This window comes from Nocardiopsis sp. iso_237, from assembly GCF_056173345.1.
Genome location: NZ_CM149669.1, coordinates 3,196,580 through 3,222,206, shown reverse-complemented (window position 1 = coordinate 3,222,206; position 25,627 = coordinate 3,196,580). Strand labels below are relative to the sequence as shown.

Here is a 25,627-nt window from a genome sequence, read left to right as displayed (position 1 = left end):
CTCGCTGGGCCCGGCGGACACACGGTCGTCCGACCCCGTCTCCGAGAACCCGGCCCGCGCGGTCCGGGCGGCGCGGCCGCTGACACCAGGAGTCGCCACGTGACCTCAGCCCCCGACATCGACGTGATCTTCTTCGACGTCCTCGGAACCATGGTCGACGAGCCCGGCGGGATCAGGCGGGGCATCCGCGCACTGCTGCCCGGGGCCGACGACGCCAGGGTGGCGGAACTCCTCCGGACGTGGTCCGGGCACGTCGAGGAGCGCCAGCGCGCGATCCTCGCCGACGGGCTCCCCTACGCCAGCAGCACCGAGCTCGACCTCGAGGCCGCGACGCGCGTGGCGGCCGAGGCCGGGATCGACGACGAGGAGGCGGTCCTCGAACTGGCGGACGCCACGCGGCGCCTGGAGCCGTGGCCCGACTCCGTGCGGGCGCTGGACCGGATCGCCTCCCGCTACCCGGTGGTCGGCCTGTCCAACGCCAGCGGCCCCGCGCTCACCCGGATCAGCGCGCACGCCGGACTGCGCTGGCACCAGGCGCTGTCCGGCGAGGACGCGCGTGCGTACAAGCCCCACCCGGACGTCTACCGGCTGGCGCTCGCCCACGCGGGCCTCGCGCCGGAACGCCTGCTGATGGTCGCCGCGCACGCCTGGGACCTGCGTGGCGCGCAGGCGCTCGGGATGCGGACCGCGTACGTGGAACGTCCCGTCGGGGACCCGCCCGGTGCGGCGGACTCCTTCGACTTCACCGCGAGGAGTCTTGACGCCCTGGCGATCCAGCTCAACGCCGTCTGACCCCTGCTTCCAGGGCTGACCAGCCCGTCGGTGGCCAAGTTCGCGCGGACCGCCGGCGGGCTCCTTCGTGTGCCCCTTCTCCGAAAGTGGACGCGAGTGGCCAAGTCTGCGCTTAGAATGAAAATCGTTTTCATATCCACTCGTATCTCGTCCTCACAGGAAGGGAGGCCGGATGCGGCACGCCCCCGCTCCCCCCGCTCCCCTCACCGCTCCCCCGGACCCCGGCCGCGAACCCGCCCCCCGGGTCCGCTGGCTGACCACCCCGGCGGGGACCGCGACCGCCGCCCTGGCCCTCACCCTGGCGCTGGTCGTCTCCACGGTCCTGGCGATCGGCCTCGGCTCGGCGGTCATCCCCCCGAAGGAGACCGTCCGCTACCTGTGGGCCGCGCTCAGCGGCGGCGTGATCCAGGCCGACGAGCTCACGCAGTACCAGGTCATCTGGCAGATCCGCACCCCGCGCGTCCTGCTCGCCGCCGTCGTGGGCGCCGGGCTCGGCACGGTCGGCGTCGCCGTCCAGGCGATGGTGCGCAACCCCCTCGCGGACCCCTACAACCTCGGGGTCTCCTCCGGGGCCTCCGTGGGCGCGGTCCTGGTCGGCGTCCTGGGCGTCTCGGCCCTCGGTGTCCACGCCGTCTCGGCCGGTGCCTTCGCCGGGGCCCTCGTCGCGACCGTGCTGGTCTACGCCGTCTCGTACTCGCGGATGGGCGTCACCCCGCTCCGGTTGGTCCTGACCGGCGTGGCGCTGTCCTTCGGCTTCCAGGCGGTCATGAGCGTGATCGTCTACCTGGCCCCCAGCAACGAGGCCACCAGCACCGTCCTGTTCTGGACCATGGGGAGCTTCGGCGCCGCCACCTGGGCCTCCCTGCCCGTGGTCGCGGCCGCCGTGCTGCTCGGGGCGCTCCTGCTGCGTTCCCGGGCCCGCTCCCTCGACGTGACGGCGCTGGGCGACGAGACCGCCGCCAGCCTGGGCGTGGACGCGGACCGCCTGCGCCGCTGGCTGTTCGTCCTGACCGCCGTGATGACCGGCGCGATGGTGGCGGTCAGCGGCGCGATCGGGTTCGTCGGGCTGGTCATACCGCACGTCGTGCGCATCCTCGTGGGCGCCGACCACCGCCGGGTGCTCACCGTGGCGCCTCTGGCGGGCGCGGTGCTCATGGTCTGGGTGGACCTGGCCTCCCGGGTGGTCGTGGCCCCGCGCGAACTCCCCCTCGGGGTGATCACGGCGCTGATCGGCGTCCCGGTGTTCATCGTGCTGATGCGCCGCCGCGGCTACCTGTTCGGAGGACGCTGATGGACCTGCGACTCGACGACCTCTCGGTGGACCTGGGCGGCACGCGGATCGTCCGGCGGCTCACCCTGGACGTCCCGGCCGGTCAGGTGGTCGGCCTCGTCGGCCCGAACGGCTCCGGCAAGTCCACGGCCCTGCGCTGCGTGTACCGGGCCCTGGGACCCAGCGCGGGGCGCGTCCTGCTCGACGGCGAGGACCTGACCTCGATGAGCCCGCGTTCGAGCGCCCAGCGCGTCGCGGCCCTCACGCAGGAGAACGGGAGCGACCTCGACTTCACGGTCGAGGAGCTGGTCGCGCTGGGGCGCACACCCCACCTGCGCGGGAACCAGCCGCTGAGCGCCAGGGAGCGCGCTCTGTGCCGGAGTTCGATGGAGCTGCTGGACGTGGCGCACCTGGCCGGTCGCGGCGTGCTCGAACTCTCCGGCGGTGAACGCCAGCGGGTCCTCGTGGCCCGCGCCCTGGTGCAGGAGCCGCGTGTGCTGGTGCTGGACGAGCCCACCAACCACCTGGATGTGCGCCACCAGCTGGACCTGCTCTCGCTGCTGCGGGACGTGGGCGTGACGGTGCTGGTGGTCCTGCACGACCTCAACCTGGCCGCCTCGGCCTGCGACGTGGTCGGTGTGCTCTCCGAGGGCGCGCTGGTGGACGCGGGAACCCCCGAGAAGGTGCTCACCCCCGCCCTGCTCCGGGAGGTCTTCGGTGTGGAGGCCACCGTGGTGCCCCACCCCCTCACCGGCGGCCCCCAGCTGCTGTACCGGCTCCCACCCTCAAGGAAGGATCCCCGATGAATCCCCGAATCCCGCTCCGTCCCCTCTCCCTGGTCCCCCTCGTGGCGGTCTCGGTCCTGCTCGCCGGTTGCGGCGCACGGGTCGAGGGCGTCTCCGAGGCCGGGGCCGGGCCGGTCACCGTCCAGCGCTGCGGTGAGGAGGTGGAGTACACGACGCCTCAGCGGGTGGTCGCCTACGAGGGCGGCAGCGCGGACAAGCTGTTCGCGCTCGGGCTGGTCGACCACGTGCACGGCTACGTGATGCCCCCGGCCAACCCGCCGGTCGAGGAGTCCCCGTGGGCCGAGGACTACGCGGCGGTGGAGTTCCTCAGCGACGACCTGCTCAACCGGGAGCTGGTGGTGGACGCGGAGGCGGACCTGGTGGTCGCGGGCTGGAACTCGGGCTTCAGCGACCAGCGGGGCATCACCCCGGAGATCCTCGACGGCATCGGCGTCCAGAGCTTCATGCACGCCGAGTCCTGCTTCAACTACCCCGGGCACCCTGAGCGGGTGACGCCGTTCGAGGGGCTGTACACGGACCTGGAGCGCATGGGGCGGATCTTCGGCGTGGAGGAGCGTGCCACCGAGCTGGTCGAGGACTACCGGGAACGGGTCGCGGCGGTGGAGGAGCAGGTGCCCGAGGGTGACCCGGCCTCCGTCTTCCTCTACGACTCCGGCACCGACCAGCCCTTCACGGCGGGCAACCAGGTCCCGCCGCACGACATCATCGAGCACGCCGGGGGCGCCAACATCTTCGGTGACCTGGAGCAGCGCTGGACCCAGGTGGGCTGGGAGTCCGTGGTGGAGGCGGAGCCGGAGGTGATCATCATCCTGGACTACGGCGACCAGCCCGCCCAGGAGAAGATCGACTTCCTCACCTCCTCCCCCGCGATGGCCGGGGTCCCGGCCGTGACCGAGGAGAACTTCTTCGTGCTGGACTACAACGAGGGCATCTCGGGGCCGAGGAACATCGACGGCCTGGAGAAGTTCGCGGAGTACCTGCGCGAACTGGACTGAGGACCCGACGGGGCCGCCCGGAGGAGTCCGGAGCGGCCCCCTCAGTCAGGTTCCGGAGGAGGAGACGGCGGGGTGACGCGGCGCTCCGAGGTCAGAGGCTTGCGGTGCTCTCGTCGCGGAACCTCCGACCCAGCTCGAAAAGGCGGATGAGGTGGCTGGCGAACCGCACGGTGTTGAACGCCTCCGCCATGTCCTCGCTGAGGGTGATCTCGACGTTCGCCAGACGATCGGGGCTCAAGCGGACCTGCATTCCCAGTTCCTCGTCGTCGATCACCAGGAACTCCGGCGTCTCCCGGTCGAAGTCCTGAACCGGCAGGCCAGCGGCACGCAGCAGGTCCCGGATGGTGGCGCAGTAGCGGGCGTACTGCTCCGAGGACAGAAGCTGGGGCTCCTCGTTGTCGACGGAGGTGTCGATCTTGTCCCACTCCTGGGCAACAATGGGGGTGGGGATGTGGACGTCGTTCATCGGCGTTCCCTCCTCGAAGGCCGCCCGAGGTGGGATGGCGAGGCTGCAATCTCAGTACCCCACCCCGGGCGGCTGTCTTTTTGAACGGCCCAGTCGGTAGCTCTCTGCGATCTACCCTGGACATGTTGTCAACAGTGACACGGCTCACGTAAGCTACGCAAGAAGTTGAGGCATATATGCGCGAACTTTTGCGAGGAACCCGTGGCAGCGAAGAGACAGGTCACCCTCCGAGCCCAATGGATCGGTAAGACCTTCAAGGAGCTGCGTCAGCGCAACGGCATGACCATGCAGGAGGTCGCCGAGTACCTGGGACGCGATCAATCGTCGCTGAGCAGGTTCGAGGCAGGCATACATCCACCGCGCAAGGACGATGTGGTCGCGCTCATGGACCTGTTTGGAGTGGATGAGGAATCCCAGCGCCAGGCCACCCTCCACATGGTGGGTGAGGTCTCCAAGACAGGCTGGTGGGAGAAGCATGCCAAGGATATCGGCGGCGGCTGGTTCGTCGACCTCCTCTGGCTTGAGGAGCGTGCCGAACACATGCAATTGTTCGGCGTCGCCGCGGTGCCTGGGCTACTTCAGACATCTGGCTATGCGGAAGCGTTGATCAAGGCGGATGATCCCAAGGCTGCGAAGCAGCAGGTGAAGCGCTGGGTGGATCTCCGAATTCAGCGTCAGCAAGTGCTCGATCGTGAGAGCCTGACGATTTCCGTTGTCATTGACGAGGCCGTGTTGAGACGTCCAGTCGGTGGACCCCAGGCCATGGTGAGCCAGGTGGCCCACCTCGCCAACCAAGCCCAGCGGGACAACATCGACATCAGAGTCCTGCCTTTCGCTGCTGGAGCGCACTGTGGTGGTGCGGGGTCCTTCAGGGTCATTCGTATGGCTGAACCATTTCCCACGGTTGCTCACATCGAGACCCCTGCCGGTGTTCTCTTCGCTGAATCAGAAGGCGCTGAGGAACTGGTTGACCGATACGATCGCCTGCACCAGGGGAGTCTTGACGCGGAAGCATCAATGGACTTCCTACACATGCTGGAACGGGAGTTGCGATGAATCGGGACACGTCGGCCGTTGTTGGTTGGCGCACAAGCAGCTACAGCTCTGACACTGGTGGGCAGTGCGTCGAGGTGGGCTGGCACATCAGCAGCCACAGCCCCAACGGAGACCGCAGCTGCGTCGAAGCGGGTCCCTTCCTGGACGAACCCCAACGCTTCGCGGTGCGCGACTCCACCCAGCGCGAACTGGGCTACCTCTCCTTCCCCTCCTCGGAATGGTCCGCGCTGCTGCGCGTTTCCTCCTTCTGAGTCCCGCCCCCCTCCGTCAGAGCCCGAGCCTTCCCCCGGGCGACCCACTCGATCAGGCCCGGAGAGTGACGGGCGCGACGGGACGGGCCACCCGGGATCGGAGCGAGCCGAAGCTCTCCTCGTCCTGGGACGAACCGAAGCGGGGACACATGACCGGCATCGTCAAGCAGAGCGCTCGCGCCCTCCTCTTCGACAGCGAGCGGCGCCTCGTGCTCATCAAGCGCACCAGACCCGGCCGGGAGCCCTATTGGGTTTCCGTCGGAGGCGGTCGTGAAGCGGACGACATCAGCGTCGAAGCGACCCTGCGCCGTGAGGTCCTGGAGGAACTCGGAGGCCGGATCGACCGGGTCCGCCAGGTCCTCGTCATCACCGACGACCTCCCCGGAGGCACGGGTGTCCAGCACGTCTTCGTCGCGCGGTTGACCTCCATGGACCTCGCCGACCGCACCGGAGCCGAGTTCACCGAACCCGGGCGCGGCACCTACGAGGTGGCCCGTCTCCCCGCCTCACGGGAGGCCCTCTCGGGCATCCGCCTCCTGCCGCCCCAGCTCTCCGCGTTCCTGCGGGCGAACATCCACGTCCTCCTCGCTCTGGTGGAGGAGGAGGGCTGAGCCGGACACCCGGGGGAAACGCTCGGACCCCCGGACGAAACCGGATGTCCGAGATCTCGGACGCTTTCTCCTCTCAGGCCCGGGTGTCCCGCGTCACTTTCTGCTTCGATTCCGGGAATACTCCCATTTCAGAGGCAGGAGGAGCCCCCCGTGAGCGACAACGCGACCGCTTCGAAGGCGGCCGGGACGTGGCGCCTGGTCGTCTACAGCGGTATCGGCATCTTCATGTTCTTCGTTCCCGTGACCTTCGGGGACCGGAACGCCATCCCCCTCGACCATCTGGTCACCCTCCTCCAAGCCGGACTCGGGCCCGCCCTTCCCTACGTGATTTGGTTGGTCATCGCGGCCGGAACCGTGGTCCCGTTCGTCACCGGAGCGTGGCGGCACAGCAGGGTGAAGCTGGTGTTCGCCCTCCTGAACATCGTGGGCCTGGCCGTGGCCTCCATGGTCGTCCTGGACATCGGCCCCGCGTGGTTCATGGGCGACGACCTCGCCCCCTTCCTGTTCAACGCCGTCGCCATCAACGTCGGACTCCTGGTCCCGGTCGGCGCGGTCTTCCTGGCCATGCTGGTCGGATACGGGCTCATGGAGTTCGTCGGCGTCCTGCTGCAACGCGTGATGCGGCCCGTGTGGCGCGTCCCCGGGCGCTCGGCCGTGGACGCCGCCGCCTCCTTCGTGGGCAGCTACTCGCTGGGCCTGCTCATCACCGACCGCGTCTACCAGTCCGGGCGGTACACGGGCCGTGAGGCGGCGATCATCGCGGTCGGGTTCTCCACGGTCTCGGTCACGTTCATGGTGGTCATCGCCAACACCCTCGACCTGATGGGTATCTGGCTGACCTACTTCTTCCTGACGTTCTTCGTCACCTACGCGGTCACCGCGATCCTCGTGCGCGTCCCACCACTGAGCCGTATCCCGGACGCCCCCTTCCCTGGGGCGACACCGCAGCCCGAGGAGGAGGTCACCGGGAACCGCGTCGGCCACGCCTGGCGGGAGGCGAGGAAGGCCCTGATCGCGGCGCCCTCCCTGCCGCGCAACATGTGGGTGAACTTCGTCGACGGGGTCCGGATGAGCATGTCCATCCTCCCGTCGATCATGTCCGTGGGCACCATCGGCCTGGTCGTGGCGCACTCCACCCCGGTCTTCGACCTGCTGGCCTACGTGTTCGTCCCCTTCACCTGGGTGGTGGGGCTCTCCGACCCGATGCTGGCCGCCAAGGCGCTCTCGGTGGGGATCGCGGAGGTGTTCCTGCCCGCGACCGTGGCCGCCGGTTCCGAGGACCTCGTGCTGCGGCTGGTGGTGGGGGTCGTGTCGGTGTCGTCGATCATCTTCTTCTCCGCGCTCGTCCCCTGTGTCCTGGCCACGCGCATCCCGTTGACGGTGGGGCAGCTCGTGGTGATCTGGTTCCAGCGGGTGGTCCTCAGCGTCCTCATCGCGGGCCCGCTGGCCTACCTACTGGTCGGTCTCTGACCGCAGGAAAGCGGGTTCCCTGACCGCGAGGGCACCGGGTCTTCTGGTGGATTTCGCTCGGTTTCGGCACCACCTGTGATGATCCCGTGCCCATCGCGGTTGGGGCACCCCTCCCCGTCCGCGACCGAGGCTGTCTGCCCTGAGGACCTAGGACGAAGGTCAGCGAGGGGCTTCGGCCTGCGCCTGGATTTCGGACCGTCGCGCCCCCGCCGCTGGCCCGGGGAACGACTGGAGCAACCCCAAGGCCTCACCGCGGCGTTCCCCCGCCTCGTCGAAGTTCCCCTGCCTCGTGAGCGCTGTCGCGAGGTGGGCCAGGGAGAGGGCCTGGGACCACTGATCTCCCCTACCGTGAAAGACCGCGATCGCCTGACGGTGGAACGTCTCGGCGTCCTCCGCACGGCCGAGCGACAGGTAGGCCTCGCCGGTAGCGCCCCAGGCGGCGGCCTGAAGATCCGGGCGGCCCGCCCGTGGGAACAGAACGGCGGCCTGCTGAAGGTGACCGAGCGCTTCGGTTCCCTGCCCACGTGCCAGAAGAATCCGCCCCAGTTCCAGGAGAGCGAGTCCTTCGAAGAGTTTCCCGTCCGCCGTCCCCGCGATGGCCAACGCCCGCTCCACCGTCTCCTGAGCCGAGGCGTGGCGCCCCGCCTGTCGATGGACCGCCGCCAGAAGGGTCAGTGCCTCGGCCTGTTCCAGGGGTTCGTTCGCTTCGGCCAGAACGGTGGCAGCGCGGTTCAGTAGCTCCTCGGCCCGGCTGAGTCCTTCAGGAGCCCCGTGTTCGAGGAGCACCCAGCCGAGGTTACGGGTGAAGGCCCCCACGTACACCGGATCGTCGAGTTGGACCGCCTGTTCCAGCGCCTGCTCGAAGCAGGATTCGGCTTCTTCGAAGCGGTGCGCGAACAGATGCACCACACCCAGCCCGTTGGCCGCCCTGGCCTGGCCGAAGGCGTCACCCAGTTCTCGGAAGGCCACCAACGCGGCGGAGAAGCACTCGACGGCCTCATCCAGGCGATACAGGTGCCGGAAGGCGATCCCCAGGTTGTCGAGGGTGATCGCCTCGCCATACCGATCACCCGCCGAGCGTGCGGAGGACAGGGCCTGCCGTTGGGCGGGCAGCCACGTGTCCGCCGGTTCCCGGTCGGCGATGAGCATGGTCACGGTCGCGGGGATCTGCCAGGCGATCCTGTGCATGCCGTGACTGTCGGCGACACGTACGGAGCTGATGAGGTTGTCGCGTTCGGCTTCGTACCAGGCGATCGCCGCCTTGGCCTCGTGGAACTCCACCGCCTCCACCGCCTCCACCAGCTCGTCCCGGGGTCCGGAAGCCAGGGGTTCGAGGTCCAGGGCCATGCTGTAGGCGGCTGATCCGGTGCGGGCGGCCGCGGCGGCCGAGTGCAGGTACCAACCCAGGACGCGCCGCAGCGCTTCCTTTCGGGCGTCCTCCGGTTCCCCGTTCCTGGCCTGGTCAGCGGCGTAGGCACGCAGCAGGTCGTGGAACTGGTAGCGGTCGTGACCGCACTCCTCCAACAGGTGCGCCCCGGTCAGGACGTCGAGGTACCTTCGCGCGCGTACCGGAGTGGTGGCTGTCAGGGCCGCGGCGGCCTCGACGGAGAACTCGGGGCCCGGATGCAATCCCAGCAGATGGAACATGCGGGCAACAGGTGGCGAGAGTGCGCGGTAGGACCAGGCGAAGACCGTGCGCACCGCGTCCGCCTCATCGGCCTCACCCTCTCCGGGCACCGACAGCGCGTCCCAGAGCCCGGACTCGTCGCGCAGCTCGGTGATCAGGTCGCGCAGTGGCATGTACGGTCGTGCGGCGGCCCGCTCGGCCACGATTCTCAGGGCCAGTGGCAGTCCGGCACACAGCTGGGCGAGTTCGACGAGGTCGGATTCGTCTTCGTCGTTGCGGTGTCCGGCGATGACGGTGCGCAGTAACCGCACCGACTCTGCTGGTGACAACGTCTCCACACTCACGCGGTGCGCCCCTTCTCGTATGACCAAACCAGACATGCGCGTACGGCTCGTGATCGCGACCAGGCAGTTCGCGGATCCGGGGAGGAGCGGTCTGACGTCCTCGACTCCCGCGGCGTTGTCCAGGACGATGAGCACGTGCCGGTCCGCCGTAACGGAGCGGAACAGTTCGGCGCGCGGTTCCTCTCCTACGGGGATGCGATCCAGCGGCACGTCCAGGGCCCGCAGGAAGCGGCCGAGTACGTCCGAGGTCGCGACTCGTGGTCCCGGATCGTATCCGTGCAGGTTGACGTATAACTGACCGTCGGGAAAGTGGTCCCTGATCCGATGCGCCCAGTGAACGGCGAGAGATGACTTACCCGCTCCCGGCGTACCCACGACGAGAGCGATCCGCAGAGCTCCACGCCCCGGGGCCGCGGTGGAGGCGTCCCCCAACAGGGAATCCAGACGCCGTACCTCATCGGTTCGGTTGACGAATCCGCGCAGCTCACCGGGGAGTTGGGCCGGACGAAGCGCGGAGGCCGGTGCCGAGGTGTGGAAGTGCACGCCGCCGCCGATGTCACGCGCTTGAACCACACCGCTACCGGTCGATTTGAAAAGCGCGTTACGGACTTTCGGATCAGGCACCGGATCATGGTCGTGGTGGCTCTGCCCTTGAGTCACATCCGCTCCTGTTTCGCCTCCGCCTGAACCGCCTGGCAGACCTACCCTGACCCCCCAGGCCGAAACCCGCAAGCCGAATTTTCCAATTCTTCAGATACAATCACCATACGCCCCATTATGCCCATCAGGAACGAGCGCTACGAAACTTCTCCTTAGGACCCACTGCGGATGCTATTATCCTTGCGACTGATCGAGCATTCCCCCAGGTTCATGACGTTGAGATATGCGAGGCCTCATGAGAATCGAGTTCGTCGGTGGCACGACCGGGCAGGGCGGTTCACCCCGGTTGTACCGGGACGAGGAGAGCGGCGATTTCATCGTTCAGGGATACGTCATCAGTGATCCGAACGATGTGGATCAGATGAAGATCCCCAGCGGCGAAACTGTTGTCCGGGTCCCGGCCAGCCTGTTCGACCACCTGCCGAAGGACGGTACGAGTGGAGTCTCTTGACGCTGCGGGTTGGGCACGGATCTTCGATGAGTGCCGGGAATCCGCCTACCACCTGGAGATGCGCGACCACTACGCGGTGGCGGAGGAGCAGGCCGACGTCGAGAGGTGGCGGGCCGGCGACTGGGGTCCGGAACAGGACGCGCGGAGCAAAGCCGGCTGGCTCGACCTGATGCGGGCCACCGCCGCGCGGAACGTGCGCCTGCGTCGAGTGCGCGTCGTCTCCGAACCGGTGAGCGAGTACATCCGTTTCGAGCACGAGGGCACACCCCAGAACCTCGGAGCCGGAGAGGATATTCGCTGGCTGCCGCGCACGCGCGCCTCCGGATTGGCGCTACCCGGAAACGACTGCTGGATCTTCGACGGAACAAAGGTTCTGTTCAACCATTTCACCGGGGACGGTGGATGGGTGGGCAACGAGGTCAGCACCGACCAGGACGTGGTGAAGCTGTGCGCTCAGGCGTTCGATTCAGCCTGGAATTGCGCTGTCCCACACGCTGAGTTCATCCTGAAGTGACCGCACATCAGATGACCAGAGTCGCCATTCAAGAAGAAACAGGGAGATGTCGACCTCTCTCCGCATTTGCGTGATCTCGTCCGGAGCCGACGAGTTCCGGACCATTCACGCTGCCTGCGCGGACTCAGGCCACCTTTCGGTCGCCTACTTCTACGGACGTTCTCTGCGCTCCGGCGGCCCCAACCTCGACGACGCCGGAGAAACGACCACGGCGATCCTCGGCGCCCTTCCACGGGGAATGGACCTGCTTCTCCCAGGCAGTGTCGAGGGCCTGACTCGGGCGCTGGAAAGCTACCGTCCCGACCTGGTGATCGTCTTCGGTTTCGCGTGGAAACTTCCCCGTTCCGTGCTGGATATCCCCCGACACGGCGTGATCAACGTCCACGTGTCGATGCTGCCGAAGTACCGAGGTCCGGCGCCGCTGCTCTGGGCCATTCGCAACGGCGATCGCACCGGGGGTGTCACCGTGCACCGGATGGACGAGGAGTTCGACACGGGCAACGTCCTCGCCCAAAAGGACGGCGTGCCCTTGGCCGACGACATCACCTGGACGAACTACTGCGCGGACGCCATGCCGGTGACCTACGCGCTGCTTCGCACGGCTCTGGCCCGCGTCGTGTCCGGGGACCCCGGTGATCCACAAGAGCACTCCCTGGCCTCCTACGCGGGGTTCATGGAGGAGGATTTCGCCCGCATCCGCTGGTCCGGCGACGCCCGCACGATTCACGACCAGGTCAGAACCCACCGCTTCATGCGCTCGCGCGAGCACCCGGTAGCCGAGGTCGCCGGTGCTCGGCTCGTGGTGAAGCGCACCAGTATGGAGCCCGCCGAGGGGACGCGGGTCGTGTGCGGAGACGGCGAACCGCTCTGGATCACCGAGTCCCACGAGGCCCCGCCCGTTCCGTGACGCGACGGACCCGTGGATGATCGGGACGAGGTTGGGTTCGGGGATCGCGGAGGCCTCCCCCGGTAGGAAGCGCTGGAGGCACCGCACCTCGCACGTACCCGGGGGCCGGTGCGCGGCAGCACGTTCAGCAACGGATGGCGGGAGCCAACTGCAAGTCAGCGGGGGTCGCGCCCCAGGAGGAGCACCGGAAAGCAGTGTCCCGAACCTCCCCTGTGGTGTCGCCGTCCGCACCCCCCCGGCGCCTCCGAAGGCAGGCGCTCGCCTTTCCCGCGTCCGAGTGAGCCGGTTCCTCCGAACCGCCCTCCAGTGACTGCCCGGGCTCTGCCTGCGGTGGGGGCTTCCCCCACCGCAGGCACGTCCTGGAAGGGCTGGTCCTTGAGAACCTTTGTCCGGGCAGGCCTTCCACGGTGTCGTCCACCGTCTCCGGACTCACCGTCACGATCCGCCCCGGGAGGTCGCCAACGTAGCGGGCTCCTCCGACCAGTCATTCTCCGCAAGCTCGAGCCCGCGCCTTCCCTGGTCCCGTTCAGTCGTCCCGGTGGACGGCCTGATCCGGGGCGGGCTGGCGTCCCCAGGCCATCCGGCACCAGGGCGGCGACAGCTCCTTGAGGTCGCCGACCTCCCGGGGAGCGAGGTCGGTGACGTCGGCGGCCTCCTCGTGCCGCGCGAAGACCGTGTCCACGTACCGGTGTCCGGTGTCGGGGGCCACGAACACCACCCGCCGGTCCGGGGCGGCCGCCGCCTCCCAGCGCGCCACCAGGTAGGCGGCGCCCGTGGAGAGCCCCGCGAAGACCGCGTGGCGGCGGAGCAGGTCCGTGCTCCCGGCCAGGGCCGCGTCGAAACCGGTCCAGTGCACCGTGTCGTACAGGGTGTGGTCGACGTTGCCGAAGGGGATGGAGCTCCCGATCCCCGCGATGATGATCTGCGGGTCGGTGACGTGGTCGCTGCCGAAGGTGACGCTGCCGAACGGCTGGACCCCCACGAGCGGGGTGTCCGGGGCGCTCTCCCGCAGGTAGCGGGCGAGCGCCCCGGTGGAGGCTCCCGAGCCGACCCCGCCCACCAGGGTGAGCGGGCCGTCACCGGTCTCCTTGCGGATCTGGTCGGCCACCGCCCGGTAGCCGAGACCGTGGACGACGTCGTGGTACTGCCGCATCCAGTGGTAGTCCGGGTGCTCGCGGAGCACCTGGCCGACCCGCCGCACCCGGCGGTCCTGGTCCAGTCGGAGGTCGTCCGAGGGCGGCATCTGCTCCAGGGTGGCGCCCAGGACCGCCAGCTGGATGCGGAGGGGTTCGTCGATGGTGGTGGAACCGATGATGTGGCAGCGCAGGCCGAACCGGTGGGCGGCCAGGGCCAGCCCGTAGGCGTAGATGCCGCTGGAGCTGTCCATCAGGGTGTCACCGGGGCGGACCACCCCGGTGTCGAGCAGGTGGCGTACGGCCGCGAGTGCGGAGGCCACCTTCATCGACTCGAAGCGCAGGCACAGCAGGCCCCCGCCGAGGTCGATCAGGTCGGGTCTGGCGATGGCTTCGGAAACGTGCTCGTCCAAGGGGGCTCCGCGGTGGTCGAGGGTGGAGGGGCCGGAGTGGGAGGGGTCGAGGCGACCCCGGTGAGGACGGGCCGCGCGGAGGGGGCCGGCGGGGTGCCGGACCGCGTGGACGTGGAGAACACGCGGTGGGGGGTGAGCCCCGCCGCGTCGAGGCGGTCGTTGGCGGCCTCAAGGCGTTCCGCGAGGCCGGGGACGGCCGCGTCGAAGAGCACACCGGCCACGTTGCCGCTGTGCGCCACCTGGATGCCCACCGCACCGCACTCGCGGGCGACCTCCCGCAGCGTGCCCAGCTCCTCCTTGGGCAGCACACGCTGGTTGAGGATGGCGCTCTCGGTGCTGACGTGCCCGACCCCGGCCACGTCCTCCTCGGTGATCGCGGTACGCAGCGCGGCACGCAACCTCTCGTAGACGGCGATGTCCCCCCGTCGTGCGTTCCCCCTCAGGGAGAGGGTGTCGACGGGTTGGCCACTTCCGGTCAGACAGCCCACGACCGCCATCTCCGGTAGCGCGGGGCCCAGCTCCTCCAGGACGCGCCCCTCACGCTGGGCGAACAGCAGGGGGCGGTCACCGAACATCACCGGGTCGCTGGCGCCCTCCGCCGCGACCGCGACGCGGGCCACGGACTCCGGGGACAGCTCCACACCGAGCCCCGCCGCGACCGCGCGCACCGCCGCCGTCACGTCGCTGGTGGACGACCCCATGCCGAGGCCGGGCCAGGCCCCGCCCCGGACGCTGAGGTAGCCGCCCACCGGCGGTACCCCGGCCACGCGCGCGCACTCCTCCACGGCGAGTTCGGCGGCGCGGGCCGCCTTCGCCCGGTCGGGAGGGTCGACGACGACGTGGCGGGGCACCTTCGCGGAGAACGGGGTGAACAGCGCGCGGGTGCGGGGTTCGGCCATCGGCAGGGTGACCAGACCACGGGTGGGGCGTCCCCGCTCGTCCAGGAACACGCCCTGGAGGATCTCGCCGTGGTGGCAGGTCGCCTGTCCAGTTCCTACGGTCACTCTCGGGTTCCTTCTCGGTAGCGGTAGAGGTGGGTGGGTTCGGCGCTGAACTGCGAGAACGGGAAGGGTTCGGCGGAGACCGCGGTGACGCCGGCGCCGAGGAAGGCCCGGGCGACCGCGCTGCCGCTCTGGGCGTAGAGGACCAGCGGCAGGTCCCGTTCGCGGCAGCGCTCCAGGATGCGGTCGAAGCTGCCGTTGCCCAGGGTCATGCCGGTGGCCACGACCGCGTCGGCCTCGGCCAGGACCTCCTCCATATCCGGGCTGACCTCGTCGCCCCACTGGGTGCGGCGGAGGTTGAGGTCGCAGGGCAGGCACCGGCCGCCCCGCTCCCGGATCGCGGCCACGAGGGGGTTGACCACGCCGATCAGGGCGATCCGCCGCCCGTCGGGGTCGGGGAGGAGCCCGGCGATGGCGCGGTCGCGGGCGACGGCGCGCTCCTCGGGGGTGCCGTACGGGAGGGTGACGCGTTCGGCGCGGGGGTCCTCGGAGTGGGGGTGGGCCTGGCCCAGGTAGGCGTCCAACGCGGCGAGCCGTACCGGGGCCGGGCCTCTCAGGAGGTCGGCCAGGGGTCTACCGGACAGGTCCGCGCACACGTCGGGGTCCAGCTGGCCCGGCTCGAAGGAGCAGGCGCCGAAGGCCCGGCCGATCCGGACCAGGACGTACTGGTTGAGGTAGGTGACGTCGCCCCCGGCCAGGCGGGTGCCGTGGTGCACCCAGAACACGCTGGTGGCGACGGGGAGGTCGGGGGTGTCGAGCACCGACTGGTGGAGGGTCGCGAGGTCGAGGGGCTGGGGGTGGCTCACTTGACGCTCTCCCGGGTGAGGCGGAACAGGTAGGTCAGGACCCCGTCGTTCCAGTCGTGCAGGTGGTGGACGTGCGCGGTGAACCCCTGGTCGACGGCGTGGCCGATGATCCCCCGCAGGTCGGCGGTGTTGGAGGCGACGAAGTAGACCTGACCGCCGGGGGCCAGGAGGTCGCGTTCGGCGAGCTGGGTGAAGAAGGCGTCGGTGACGGGTCGGCCCGCGCAGACGTTGCGGACGATGTCGGGGTCGTCGCTGACGGGCTGGCTGACCGCCGGAGGGTTGAAGGTGACGACGTCGAGGCGCGGTTCGGGTGGGAATCCGGTGAACAGGTCGGAGACCAACGGGACGAGCTCGGTCCCCTCCCCCGCGCCGACGACGCGCCGGTAGTTGTGCTCGGTGGCCGCCACGCTGGCGGGGTGGACGTCGGCCGCGATGATCCGGGCGGCGCCGCGCAGTCCGGCCACGGCCGCCTCGACCCCGAGCCCGACGCCCATGGCGGCGTAGACGCGTCCCCGCACGTCGATGTCGTCGTCGAGGACGCGCTGGTGGATCATGCGGCTGGTCGCGCCGGGGAGGAACACCTCGGGCGGGACGTCGAACTCCCACCCGTTCCAGGCGTAGGAGCGCAGGGTGTGCAGGTCGACCTTGGGCTGGTTGAGGCCGATGATCCGTTCGGCCGGCAGGGGCGGGGGCAGCTGGGCGATCCGTGAGGGGTCCACGCGTGGCCTTTCGGGGCAGGGTGCGGCGGTCGGTACGCCCTGGGGGCGCCGGTTCCGACGACCATAGCGAAAACGATTATCGTTGTCACGAGAAGCTCTTCACTCCACGGAGTCGCTGCCCCCTCGGCGCGAGCGCCAACCCCCGCAGAAGCGGACATCCGCCCCGCCGCAGGCCAACCACCCCCAACCCTGGAACCCAGTTTCGCGAAGGGCGGCGCAACTGATAATCGTTTTCAATAGAGTGAGACCCTACACACCCCGAACCGAGATGAGTACTCCTCGTGTCCACGACGCCGAACACGACCCGCCCCCAGGAGCACCGTGGCGCACCGCTGCTCCGGCCGACCTTCGTCCGCCTGTGGTGCGCGACCACCGCGTCCGGCCTGGCCACCTGGGCCATGCCGTTCATCCTGGGTCTCGCGGTCCTACACGGAACGCTGAGCGCGGTGGGGCTCGGACTGGTCCTGGCCGCCCGCACCGCCGGGTTCCTGGTCGCGGTCCCCCTGGGCGGCCTGTTCGCCGACCGCCACTCGCGTCGGGCGGTGGTCCTGTGGTCCGGGCTGGCGGCGGCCGCCGCCAGCCCCGTCCTCGCGGCGGGGCTGGGCGGTTCGATCGCGCTCATGACCGCGGCCGCCGCCGTCGTGGGGGTCGGCCAGGGGGCCTGCCGCCCCGCCTTCCAGGCGCTCACCGCCGAGGTGGTGCCCACCGAGGACCGCCAGCAGGCCAACGCGGCCCTGACCTTCTCGGTGCGCGGGGTGACGTTCCTGGCCCCCGGGCTGACCGCCCTGCTGGCCACCGTGACCGGACCCCAGGTGCTCCTGCTGGTCACGGCGGCCCTCTGGCTGGTGGCGGCCCTGCTGCCCCGTGGCGGCGACGCCGCCCCCGCCGAGCGCCCCGCCCGGGCGCCCTTCCACGTGGAGTTCACCGAGGGGCTCACCGAGGCGCGCCGCCACACCTGGTTCCTCGCGGGTCTGGGCGCCCTGACCGTGGTCATCGCCCTGGGCTACTCCGCGACCAACGTCCTGCTCCCCCTGGCCAGCCGCGACCACTACGGGACCGAGGCCGTGCTGGCCGGCGCGCTGACCGCGTACACCGCCGGGGCCCTGGTCGGGGCGGTGCTGGTGGCCCGCTGGAAGCCGCGCGCCCAGGGCTGGTGGGCCCTGTTCGGGCTGGGCCTGTACGCCCTCGCCCCGCTGAGCCTGGTGTTCCCCGTCGGCGGGCTGTGGGTGTTCGCCGCCTACGCCGTGGTGGGCCTGGGTGTGGAGCTGTTCAACGTCCCGTGGTTCACGGCCGCCCAGCGCGAGGTCGCCCCGGACAAGCTGGCGAGGGTGTCGTCGCTGGACTTCCTGTTCGCCTACGGGTTCGCCCCGGTGGGTCTGGCGCTGATCGCCCCCGCCGCCCAGGCCTTCGGGGCGCAGAACGTCCTGCTCACCTGCGCGGTCCTGTGCGTCCTGGCCCCGGCCCTGGCCGCCCTGGCCCCCGGCTCCCGCGACTTCCGCACCCCCCGCCCCTGACCGCGAGACCCGAGACGGGGCGGGGCCCGGGGCACCTCACGACCGCCTCGGCGGGTCGGCGCTCCGTCAGCGACGGCACCAGGTGGCCCAGAGTCGTCCCGGCGTCAAGGCAGACGGTGTGGCCGTCCTCGACCAGGGCGGCGGCGGCCTGGGCCATGGCGCGCTTCTCGTCGGCGGTCACTCGCGCGGTTCCGGGCACCGGGGGCTTGGCGGACCGCCGTTCCGTGACCGGGCCGTCCAGAAGGGCCGTCCCGGCCCCCGTGCGGGCCCGTCCGGTCACCCGCGCGGACCGGGGGCCGGGAGGCGCGGTGGCCGTCCTCGCCGTGGCCGGGGCGGGCGGCGGGCCGTTGTCGCCGTGGCCGGGGGTGTTCCCCCGGCCACGGCGGGGGTCAGACGGTGGGGTCGAGCCGCGCCATCTCGTCGGGGACGCTCTGAGGGATCACGATCTCCAGGCTGACCCCGACCTCCTGTATCGCGCGCGCGGACGACTCGGCCAGACGGTCGTCCGTGATCACCGTGGAGAAGCTCTCCAGCGCGGCGACCTTGAAGGTGCCGAACGCACCGTACTTGTCGGCCCCGGCGACCAGAACCGACGAGGACGCGGCCGCCATCGCGGCGCGTTTGACGGCGACCTTGGACCGTGAGGGCGTGGTCGATCCGCGCCCGATGTCCCAGGAACTGGTCGACATGAAGGCCACGTCGATGTTGAACTCCGCGACGGTCGCGGCGGCCATGTCGCCCACCGCCGAACGGTTCTCACGGTCGATCTGCCCTCCGACGAAGTACAGGGACAGGTCGGGGTGGTCGGACAGGGAGGCCGCCGTGGTGAGGTCGTTCGTGATGACGGTGAGGCCGGTGACGCCCCACAGCGACGGCACCAGGTGGCCCAGGGTCGTCCCGGCGTCGAGGTAGACGGTGTGGCCGTCCTCGACCAGGGCGGCGGCGGCCTGGGCCATCGCGCGCTTCTCGTCCAGGTCCACACGGGACTTGTCCAGGTAGGAGGGCTCGGTGCGGACCTGGGAGGCGAGCTCCACGCCGCCGGGGACCGACCGGACCCGCCCCTCCTCCTCCAGGTTCATGATGTCGCGGCGGACCGTCATGTGCGAGACACCGAGGATGTCGCAGAGCTCCTTCACGCTCAGCACACCCGTGCCGCGCAGTTCTCTCAGGAGCAGTTCGCGCCGTTGCGCCGGGATCATCGTCCTCCTTCGAGTGCGTTCACAGGACCATGGTAGCGAGTGTTACCAGATGATACGAGGCGTGATAATTGTTGACTCGCATGTTCCTCTCCTGTTAAACAGGGCGTGTTGCCGTTACGGATGAGGACAGCGTGTCCACCGTGACGTGAGAGAAGGAGAACCATGCAAGCCACCAGCACCACGGGTCCGCCCCCGCCGACCGTGCGCTACGCGATCACCGGGGCACGGGGCGGCTTCGCCCGCACACTGCTCGCCCAGACGCCGCGCATGGACCGGCTGCGTCCCTCGGTCCTGTGCGACCTGGACACCGAGGGGACCGTCGCCCTGTGCGTCGAACTCGGGTACCCGGCCTCCGCGTTGAGGGCGTGTTCCACCCCCGGCGACCTGGCCGCGCTGTCCGGTGACGAGATCGCCGTCATCGACGACGCCGCCCTGCTCGAACACGCCGACTACGACGTGCTCGTCGAGGCCACCGGCAGCCCGGCGGCGGGCACCGACGCCGCACGGCTGGCCATCGGGACCGGACGCCACGTGGTGATGGTCTCCAAGGAGGTCGACTCCGTCTCCGGCGTCGCCCTGGCCGAACTGGCCGCCGAGCGGGGCGTGGTCTACACGCCCGGCATCGGCGACCAGCCCGCCAACCTCATCGAGTGGTACGAGCGCACACGGCTCCTCGGGCTCGACGTCGTCGCCATCGGCAAGTCCGGCGAGTACGACCTCGTCTTCGACCCCGCCACCGGCCGTGTACGCCAGCTGGACCAGGAGGTCCACGCTCCCGAGATGGCCTCCCTGCTCACCCTGGGCGAGGACGTGCCCGCCACCCTCGCCTCCCGGGCCCTGGCCGTCTCCGACATCAAGCGCTCGGCCGCCGCCGACTACTGCGAGATGGGCGTGGTCGCCAACTTCACCGGCCTGGTGCCCGACGTGGAGGCCCTGCACTACCCCGTCGCCCGCACGGCCGAGCTGGCCGACATCTACGCACTCGCGGAGGACGGGGGCATCCTGACCCGGTCGGGTGTCGTGGACGTCTTCAGTGTCCTGCGGCTGCCGGAGGAGGCCTCCTTCGCGGGCGGCGTCTTCGCCGTGGTCCGCACCGGTGACGACGTGTCCTGGTCACTCCTGGCGCAGAAGGGCCACGTCGTCTCGCGTTCGGGACGCTACGCCTGCCTGTACCTGCCCTACCACCTCATGGGCGTGGAGACCCCGCTGAGCGTGCTGGCCGCCGCGGACCACCACCGGGCCGCCGGTTCGCGCCCTCCGGCCCCGCACGCGGTCCTGGCCGGACGGGCCCGCACCGCGCTCCGCGCCGGAACCCGGCTCGACATGGGCGGGCACCACCACGACGTGACCGGCGTGGACCCCGTCCTGCTGGACTCCGCCGACGCCCCCGGCGACGTCGCGCCCCTCTACCTGGCGGCGCACACCACCCTGGCCCGCGACGTGGCCGCCGGTGAGCTGCTGCGCCTGGGCGACCTGGCCGACCCCGAGGACACGCTCCTCGACACCTGGAACCAGGCGCGCACACGCTCGCCCCTGAACACCGGAGAGCAGTGACATGTCAGACGTCTTCACCCTCCTCGCGTTCCTGGGCGCCATCGTCGTCCTCGTGGTCTTCATCGCGCGGTTCAAGGTCCACCCCGTGGCCACGCTGTTCATCGTGGTCGTCGCCCTGGGACTCGTCCTGGGCATGGGCGGCACCGGAACCATCGAACTCGTCAAGGACGGGTTCGGGAACACCCTGGCCAACGTCGGCCTCCTGGTCATCTTCGGCTGCGTCCTGGGCAAGATGCTCGAACTGAGCGGCGCGGCCATGAAGATCACCGAGACGGCCCTGCGGCTGTTCTCGGAGAACAAGGTGCCCTGGGCGATCGCCCTGGCCTCCACGGTGCTCGGCATCCCGCTCATCGCGGACACCGCCGTCGTCATGCTCATCCCCATCGTCTCCGCCCTGGCCTACCGCACGGGCATCTCGATGATGAAGCTCGGCCCGATCCTCTACATCGGCGCCTACGTCATGACCTCGGTCATCCCGCCGGGCCCCGGCCCGCTCGCCTCGGCGTCCCTGCTGGACGTGAGCATGGGCGAGGCCATCCTCTACGGCCTGGCCGTGGGTGTCCCCGGTGTCCTGGCGGCCACCCTCTACCTCTCGCGGATCAAGACGTACGTTCCGCCCAAGCCCGAGTTCGTCGCGCACCTGGCCGACGCCTCCGAGGGCGGGGCCTCGGGGTCGACCGGGTCCGCCGGGACGTCCTCCGACGCCGCCACCGGTGCTCCCGAAGCGCCCCAGGTGGGCCTCTTCGGCTCCCTGCTCCCGATCCTGGCGCCCATCGTCCTCATCGTGGTCGCCTCCCTGACCGCCCCGGTCCTGACGGAGGGCAACTGGTTCACCGCGGTCGTACTCTTCGTCGGTGAGCCGACGGTGGCACTGTTCCTCGCCTGCGTCCTGGCCCTCCCGCTGTTCCGCGGGCGCTGGCGGGACAAGGCCACGCTCAACGACCTGTTCGAGTCCGGGCTGCGCATCGCCGCGATGCCCCTGGCACTGACCGGTGTCGGCGGCGCCCTGGCCACCATCGTCCGGGAGACCGGGGTGGCCGAGAACGTCGCGACGGCCATCGAGAGCACGGGGATGTCCGCGGTCATCATCCCGTTCCTCATCGCGGCGGCCGTGTGCACCATCACCGGCTCCAACATCCTGGGCGTCATGACCTCGGCCGCGATCATGCAGCCGCTCCTGCCCGCCCTCGACCTCTCACCGTTGGTGGTGTACCTGGCCTGCGCGACCGGCGCGCAGATCATGAAGCACGCGAACTCCTCCGGTTTCTGGGTCACCACGACGCTGTCGAACATGACCGTCGGGCAGGGCATCCGCTCCATCGGGGTGGCCTCGGTCATCTCCGGTCTCACCGGGTTCGCCGTCCTGAACGTCATGATCGCGACCGGCCTCGTCTAGAGGGGTGTTCCGTGGGGGTTCCCCTCCACGGAACACCCTTCCCCGCCGTCTCCCCCCGTCCGTCCACCACCATCGATCCACAGGAGAACCCATGGCGACCCTCGGCGCGATCGCCGACGATCTCACCGGAGCCACCGACCTCGCCATCACGCTCACGTCCGCGGGCTTCCGCACCACCGTCGTCCTGGGAGCGGACGACCACGGTGAGCGGCACACGCTCGACGCCGCGAACGGCGCCGACGCCGTGGTCGTGGCCCTGAAGTCGCGCACGATGCCCGTCGACGAGGCCGTCGCGGTGTCGCTGGACGCGCTGGCGTGGCTGCGCCGGGCCGGGTGTGAACGGTTCTACGTCAAGTACTGCTCCACCTTCGACTCCACCCCGGAGGGGAACATCGGTCCGGTCTCCGAGGCGGTCCTGGAGGCCCTGGGCGAGGAGGTCACGGTCATCGCCCCGGCCTTCCCCGCGAACCGGCGCACCGTCTACCGGGGCCACCTGTTCGTCGGCGACGAGCCGCTCGACGAGTCGCCCATGCGCCACCACCCGCTCACGCCCATGACCGACTCGAACCTGCTCCGCCTGCTCGAACCCCAGCTCAGCCGGGGCGCGGACGACGTGGCCCTGGTGCCGTGGCCGGTGGTGTCCCAGGGCGCCGACGCGGTGCGCGCCGCCATCGGCGCGGCCCGGGAGGCCGGCGCCCGGTTCGTGGTCGTGGACGCCCTGCGCGACGCCGACCTCCGGGTGCTGGCCGCCGCGACGGACGACCTGCGTCTGCTGACCGGCGGCAGCGCGCTCGCCCAGGGCCTCTCCGGTCCCCGGGCCGACGAGCGCTCGGACTTCACCTTGCCCGACGGTCCGCGCGTGGTGCTCTCGGGCAGCGCCTCCCGGGCCACCCAGGGGCAGGTGCGGCACGCCCTCTCCTCGGGCGCCGGGGTCCGGATCCGCGCCGCCGAGCTGCGGTCGGACTTCGAGGCCGTGGTGTCCGACGCCGTCGCGGAGGCGCTGGCCAGCGAGGCCACCCCGTTCGTCGTGTACGCGACCGCGTCGCCGGAGGACGTCGTGGACACGGCGGACGCTCCGGTGATCGAGCGGGCCCTCGCGGAGATCGCGGAACGCCTGGTGGCCGCCGGGACGCACGCGCTCCTGGTGGCGGGCGGTGAGACCAGCGGAGCGGTGGTGCGTCGGCTCGGCGTCGGCTCGCTGACCCTGGGCCCCGAGGTCGACCCCGGTGTGGCGTGGATGCTCGGTCACCGCGACGGTGAGGACATCCACCTGATGCTGAAGTCCGGGAACTTCGGCGCCGAGGACCTGTTCGTGCGGGCGTGGGAGGAGGGCGCGTGAACGAGCAGACACGGCGCGCCGCCGAAGAGCTGTGCGCGGCGGGACGCCGAGCCGTGGACCTGGGGCTGAGCCCGGGGTCCTCGGGCAACGTCTCGGTCCGGATCGGCGGCACCGTCCTGATGAGCCCGACCGGGGTCTCCCTGGGGGATCTGGAGCCCGAGGGCCTGTCCGTGCTGGACGACGCGGGGACGCACACCGACGGTCCCGCCCCGTCGAAGGAGTTCCCGCTCCATCTGGAGATGTACCGCAGGTCCGGGTCGGCGCGCGCCGTCGTGCACCTGCACTCGCCGCACTCCACGGCGGCCTCCTGCCTGCCCGCGTGGTCGGCCTCGTCGGCGCTGCCGCCCATCACGCCCTACCTGGTGATGCGTGTGGGACAGGCTCCCCTGGTCCCCTACGCCGCGCCCGGGAGCCACCGGCTGGCCGAGAACCTCGCGAAGCTGCCGGGGAGGTTCGACGCGGCGCTGCTCGCCAACCACGGTTCCCTGGTGGCGGGCGCGGACCCGGGGATCGCCCTGGCCGGGGCGATCGAACTGGAGGAGGCGGCGCGGGTCGTCGTCGCCCTCAGGGGGAGCACGTTCTCGGTGCTCTCCCCCGAGGAGGTCCGGGAACTCACCGACCGCTACGGGACCACCTGGGACGTGTGAGCCCCGGGACGACGGCGGGACGCCCTCGGGGGCGTCCCGCCGTGTCAGGGCTGGACGAGGACCTTGAGGACCTCGCGCCGGTCCATCAGCCGGTAGCCCTCCGGGAGGGCGTCGAGGTCGGAGCCGTGGTCGAAGACCAGGCCCGGGTGGACGTTGCCCTCCAGGATGTCGGGAAGCAGTTCCTCGATGTAGGCGCGCACGGGAGCGGGGCCGCCGGTGAGGGTGACGTTCGCGGCGAACATGGCCGACATCCCGATCGGCCCCTGTTCGTACTGGGGCAGGCCCACGCGGCTGACGGTGCCGCCGGGGCGGACCGCGCCCAGTGCCGTCTCGTAGGCGTCCAGGTGGCCGACGGCCTCGATCACCGTGTGGGTGCCCTCGCCCCGGGTCAGTTCCCGGACCCGCTCCACCCCCTCCTCGCCGCGCTCCGCGACCACCTCGACGGCCCCGAACTCACGGCCCAGGTCGGTACGGTCCTTGTGGCGCCCCATGAGGATGATCTCCTCCGCGCCCCTCCTCCGCGCGGCGAGCACGGACAGCAGGCCCACCGCGCCGTCACCGACGACGGTGACCGAGGTGCCGGGGCCGACCCCGGCGGTCACGGCGGCGTGGTGTCCGGTGGGGTAGACGTCGGCCAGGGTCAGCAGCGAGGGCAGCAGGGCGGACTCCTCCCGCACCGGCAGCCGGACCAGCGTGCCCTGGGCCCGCGGGACGCGGACCACCTCGGCCTGGGCCCCGCTGAGCAGCCCCCCGTCCGCGCAGGAGGTGTGCAGTCCCTCCCGGCACAGTCCGCAGGTGTGGTCGGCGTAGGAGAACGGGGACACCACGAGGTCGCCGGGCCTGACCCAGGTGACCTCGGCGCCGGTCTCCTCCACCACGCCGACGAACTCGTGCCCGGCCCGGACCCCCTCCTCGGAGGCGGCCATGCCCCGGTAGGCGTGCAGGTCGCTGCCGCACACGCAGGTGCGCACCACGCGCACCAGGGCGTCGGTCGGATCGACCAGCTCCGGATCGGGCACGTCCTCCACCCGTACGTCACCGGCGCCGTACATCAGGGCCGCTCGCATCGGTTGCCTCCTTCGGGGTCCGACCCCTCGGCCGTGACCCATCGTGATCCACTGGTTACGACTGGCAAGATAGCGTGTCGGGGCCCGCCTCGGGGCGGCTTCGGCGGGGTCGGGACGCCCGTGCCGCCGGGTCGTCTGGAGTCCGTCGTCCCCCCGTGGCACGATGAGTCGCGTGACCAGTAGATCCACCTCCGAGCAGCACCTGAGCGACCTCGCGCGCCTGCGCCGTGTCCGGGACCGGATCGACCGGGAGTACGCGCGGCCGCTCAACGTCGAGCAGCTGGCCCGGGACGTCCACATGTCGGCGGGACACCTCAGCCGCGCGTTCAGGCGCGCCTACGGCGACTCGCCGTACTCGTACCTCATGACCCGGCGCATCGAGCGCGCCATGGCGCTGCTGCGGCGCGGCGACCTCAGCGTCACCGACGTGTGCTTCGAGGTCGGCTGCTCGTCCCTGGGCACCTTCAGCACCCGCTTCACCGAACTGGTCGGGATGCCGCCCAGCGCCTACCGGAGGCACGCCGTGGGCGAGGCGGAGGGCATGCCCTCGTGCGTGGTCCGTCAGGTCACCAGACCGATCAGGAATCAAGAAGCGCGGCGGCCCGGCCAGTCGTAGTGT

General features: G+C 70.5%; 26 protein-coding genes. 17 read left to right on the top strand and 9 right to left on the bottom strand.

Translation table 11 applies throughout. The annotated features are described in order from the left end of the window. Window positions 1-99 precede the first annotated feature (99 nt). From AC0VYM_RS14765 to AC0VYM_RS14750, 4 genes are all read left to right on the top strand, one after another. A complete protein-coding gene (locus AC0VYM_RS14765; protein ID WP_475462854.1) occupies window positions 100-792 on the top strand; it encodes a haloacid dehalogenase type II in 693 nt (230 codons plus the stop codon). 172 nt (window positions 793-964) lie between these two features. After that, window positions 965-2,083, top strand: coding sequence for a FecCD family ABC transporter permease (locus AC0VYM_RS14760; RefSeq protein ID WP_475462853.1), 1,119 nt, complete (start codon window positions 965-967; stop codon window positions 2,081-2,083). Next, window positions 2,083-2,868 (top strand): ABC transporter ATP-binding protein, encoded by a 786-nt coding sequence (locus AC0VYM_RS14755; protein WP_475462852.1) that lies wholly within the window; start codon window positions 2,083-2,085, stop codon window positions 2,866-2,868. Before AC0VYM_RS14760 ends, AC0VYM_RS14755 begins: the two co-directional genes overlap by 1 nt. Then, on the top strand, window positions 2,865-3,863 hold the full coding sequence (locus AC0VYM_RS14750) for an ABC transporter substrate-binding protein (RefSeq protein WP_475462851.1): 999 nt from the start codon (window positions 2,865-2,867) through the stop codon (window positions 3,861-3,863). The genes AC0VYM_RS14755 and AC0VYM_RS14750 overlap by 4 nt, the downstream gene beginning before the upstream one ends. Window positions 3,864-3,954: 91 nt before the next feature. Here the strand turns inward: AC0VYM_RS14750 and AC0VYM_RS14745 are convergent, their stop codons facing one another. Further along, window positions 3,955-4,329, bottom strand: coding sequence for a hypothetical protein (locus tag AC0VYM_RS14745; protein WP_475462850.1), 375 nt, complete (start codon window positions 4,327-4,329; stop codon window positions 3,955-3,957). A 201-nt stretch (window positions 4,330-4,530) separates the two neighbouring features. Between AC0VYM_RS14745 and AC0VYM_RS14740 the strand changes: the two genes are divergently transcribed. From AC0VYM_RS14740 to AC0VYM_RS14725, 4 genes are all read left to right on the top strand, one after another. After that, the gene (locus AC0VYM_RS14740; RefSeq protein WP_017547134.1) at window positions 4,531-5,385 is read left to right on the top strand and encodes a helix-turn-helix domain-containing protein; all 855 of its coding nucleotides are present in this window, start codon (window positions 4,531-4,533) and stop codon (window positions 5,383-5,385) included. Continuing rightward, window positions 5,382-5,636: a DUF397 domain-containing protein gene (locus AC0VYM_RS14735; protein WP_475462849.1), complete on the top strand. Its 255-nt coding sequence runs from the start codon at window positions 5,382-5,384 to the stop codon at window positions 5,634-5,636. The genes AC0VYM_RS14740 and AC0VYM_RS14735 overlap by 4 nt, the downstream gene beginning before the upstream one ends. Window positions 5,637-5,785: 149 nt before the next feature. Beyond that, a complete protein-coding gene (locus AC0VYM_RS14730; RefSeq protein WP_475462848.1) occupies window positions 5,786-6,247 on the top strand; it encodes an NUDIX domain-containing protein in 462 nt (153 codons plus the stop codon). Window positions 6,248-6,397: 150 nt separating this feature from the next. Continuing rightward, a complete protein-coding gene (locus AC0VYM_RS14725; RefSeq protein ID WP_475462847.1) occupies window positions 6,398-7,717 on the top strand; it encodes a YjiH family protein in 1,320 nt (439 codons plus the stop codon). Between the two features lie 159 nt (window positions 7,718-7,876). Here the strand turns inward: AC0VYM_RS14725 and AC0VYM_RS14720 are convergent, their stop codons facing one another. Further along, window positions 7,877-10,261: an ATP-binding protein gene (locus tag AC0VYM_RS14720; RefSeq protein ID WP_475462846.1), complete on the bottom strand. Its 2,385-nt coding sequence runs from the start codon at window positions 10,259-10,261 to the stop codon at window positions 7,877-7,879. 322 nt (window positions 10,262-10,583) lie between these two features. Between AC0VYM_RS14720 and AC0VYM_RS14715 the strand changes: the two genes are divergently transcribed. From AC0VYM_RS14715 to AC0VYM_RS14705, 3 genes are read left to right on the top strand one after another with little or no spacing between them, the layout of a single operon-like run. Continuing rightward, window positions 10,584-10,799: a hypothetical protein gene (locus AC0VYM_RS14715; RefSeq protein ID WP_475462845.1), complete on the top strand. Its 216-nt coding sequence runs from the start codon at window positions 10,584-10,586 to the stop codon at window positions 10,797-10,799. Next, a complete protein-coding gene (locus AC0VYM_RS14710) occupies window positions 10,786-11,313 on the top strand; it encodes a DUF6879 family protein (protein WP_475462844.1) in 528 nt (175 codons plus the stop codon). Before AC0VYM_RS14715 ends, AC0VYM_RS14710 begins: the two co-directional genes overlap by 14 nt. A gap of 46 nt (window positions 11,314-11,359) precedes the next feature. After that, window positions 11,360-12,220 carry a methionyl-tRNA formyltransferase gene (locus AC0VYM_RS14705; protein ID WP_475462843.1) on the top strand — a complete coding sequence of 287 codons (861 nt, stop codon included), beginning with the start codon at window positions 11,360-11,362 and terminating at the stop codon, window positions 12,218-12,220. A gap of 526 nt (window positions 12,221-12,746) precedes the next feature. On the opposite strand, the gene AC0VYM_RS14700 is transcribed toward AC0VYM_RS14705, so the two are convergent. From AC0VYM_RS14700 to AC0VYM_RS14685, 4 genes are read right to left on the bottom strand one after another with little or no spacing between them, the layout of a single operon-like run. Further along, complete coding sequence (locus AC0VYM_RS14700) at window positions 12,747-13,766, bottom strand: pyridoxal-phosphate dependent enzyme (RefSeq protein WP_475462842.1); 1,020 nt, start codon at window positions 13,764-13,766, stop codon at window positions 12,747-12,749. After that, entirely contained in the window at window positions 13,724-14,770 is a 1,047-nt protein-coding gene (locus AC0VYM_RS14695) for a GHMP family kinase ATP-binding protein (RefSeq protein ID WP_475462841.1), read from the bottom strand. The genes AC0VYM_RS14700 and AC0VYM_RS14695 overlap by 43 nt, the downstream gene beginning before the upstream one ends. Next, window positions 14,767-15,573: a Rossmann-like domain-containing protein gene (locus AC0VYM_RS14690; protein WP_475462840.1), complete on the bottom strand. Its 807-nt coding sequence runs from the start codon at window positions 15,571-15,573 to the stop codon at window positions 14,767-14,769. The genes AC0VYM_RS14695 and AC0VYM_RS14690 overlap by 4 nt, the downstream gene beginning before the upstream one ends. Further along, window positions 15,570-16,292, bottom strand: a complete 723-nt coding sequence (locus AC0VYM_RS14685) for a class I SAM-dependent methyltransferase (RefSeq protein ID WP_475462839.1) — start codon at window positions 16,290-16,292, stop codon at window positions 15,570-15,572. The genes AC0VYM_RS14690 and AC0VYM_RS14685 overlap by 4 nt, the downstream gene beginning before the upstream one ends. 281 nt (window positions 16,293-16,573) lie before the next feature. Here AC0VYM_RS14685 and AC0VYM_RS14680 point away from each other — a divergent pair, with 281 nt between their 5' ends. Beyond that, a complete protein-coding gene (locus AC0VYM_RS14680) occupies window positions 16,574-17,806 on the top strand; it encodes an MFS transporter (protein ID WP_475462838.1) in 1,233 nt (410 codons plus the stop codon). Here the strand turns inward: AC0VYM_RS14680 and AC0VYM_RS14675 are convergent. Together AC0VYM_RS14675 and AC0VYM_RS14670 are read right to left on the bottom strand one after the other, a co-directional pair. Next, entirely contained in the window at window positions 17,721-17,987 is a 267-nt protein-coding gene (locus tag AC0VYM_RS14675) for a hypothetical protein (RefSeq protein WP_475463044.1), read from the bottom strand. The two genes, AC0VYM_RS14680 and AC0VYM_RS14675, sit on opposite strands and share 86 nt — an antisense overlap. Before the next feature lie 208 nt (window positions 17,988-18,195). Then, window positions 18,196-19,005, bottom strand: coding sequence for a DeoR/GlpR family DNA-binding transcription regulator (locus AC0VYM_RS14670; RefSeq protein ID WP_475462837.1), 810 nt, complete (start codon window positions 19,003-19,005; stop codon window positions 18,196-18,198). Between the two features lie 162 nt (window positions 19,006-19,167). Between AC0VYM_RS14670 and AC0VYM_RS14665 the strand changes: the two genes are divergently transcribed. From AC0VYM_RS14665 to AC0VYM_RS14650, 4 genes are all read left to right on the top strand, one after another. Beyond that, window positions 19,168-20,559: a homoserine dehydrogenase gene (locus AC0VYM_RS14665; RefSeq protein WP_475462836.1), complete on the top strand. Its 1,392-nt coding sequence runs from the start codon at window positions 19,168-19,170 to the stop codon at window positions 20,557-20,559. A 1-nt stretch (window position 20,560) separates the two neighbouring features. Next, a complete protein-coding gene (locus AC0VYM_RS14660; RefSeq protein WP_475462835.1) occupies window positions 20,561-21,955 on the top strand; it encodes a GntP family permease in 1,395 nt (464 codons plus the stop codon). Window positions 21,956-22,046: 91 nt separating this feature from the next. After that, window positions 22,047-23,294, top strand: a complete 1,248-nt coding sequence (otnK, locus tag AC0VYM_RS14655; protein ID WP_475462834.1) for a 3-oxo-tetronate kinase — start codon at window positions 22,047-22,049, stop codon at window positions 23,292-23,294. After that, window positions 23,291-23,941, top strand: a complete 651-nt coding sequence (locus AC0VYM_RS14650; protein ID WP_475462833.1) for a class II aldolase/adducin family protein — start codon at window positions 23,291-23,293, stop codon at window positions 23,939-23,941. Before otnK ends, AC0VYM_RS14650 begins: the two co-directional genes overlap by 4 nt. Window positions 23,942-23,985: 44 nt before the next feature. Here the strand turns inward: AC0VYM_RS14650 and AC0VYM_RS14645 are convergent, their stop codons facing one another. After that, window positions 23,986-25,008 (bottom strand): zinc-binding dehydrogenase, encoded by a 1,023-nt coding sequence (locus AC0VYM_RS14645; RefSeq protein ID WP_475462832.1) that lies wholly within the window; start codon window positions 25,006-25,008, stop codon window positions 23,986-23,988. A 163-nt stretch (window positions 25,009-25,171) separates the two neighbouring features. Between AC0VYM_RS14645 and AC0VYM_RS14640 the strand changes: the two genes are divergently transcribed. Continuing rightward, window positions 25,172-25,624, top strand: a complete 453-nt coding sequence (locus tag AC0VYM_RS14640; protein WP_475462831.1) for a helix-turn-helix transcriptional regulator — start codon at window positions 25,172-25,174, stop codon at window positions 25,622-25,624. The last annotated feature ends 3 nt before the right edge of the window (window positions 25,625-25,627 follow it).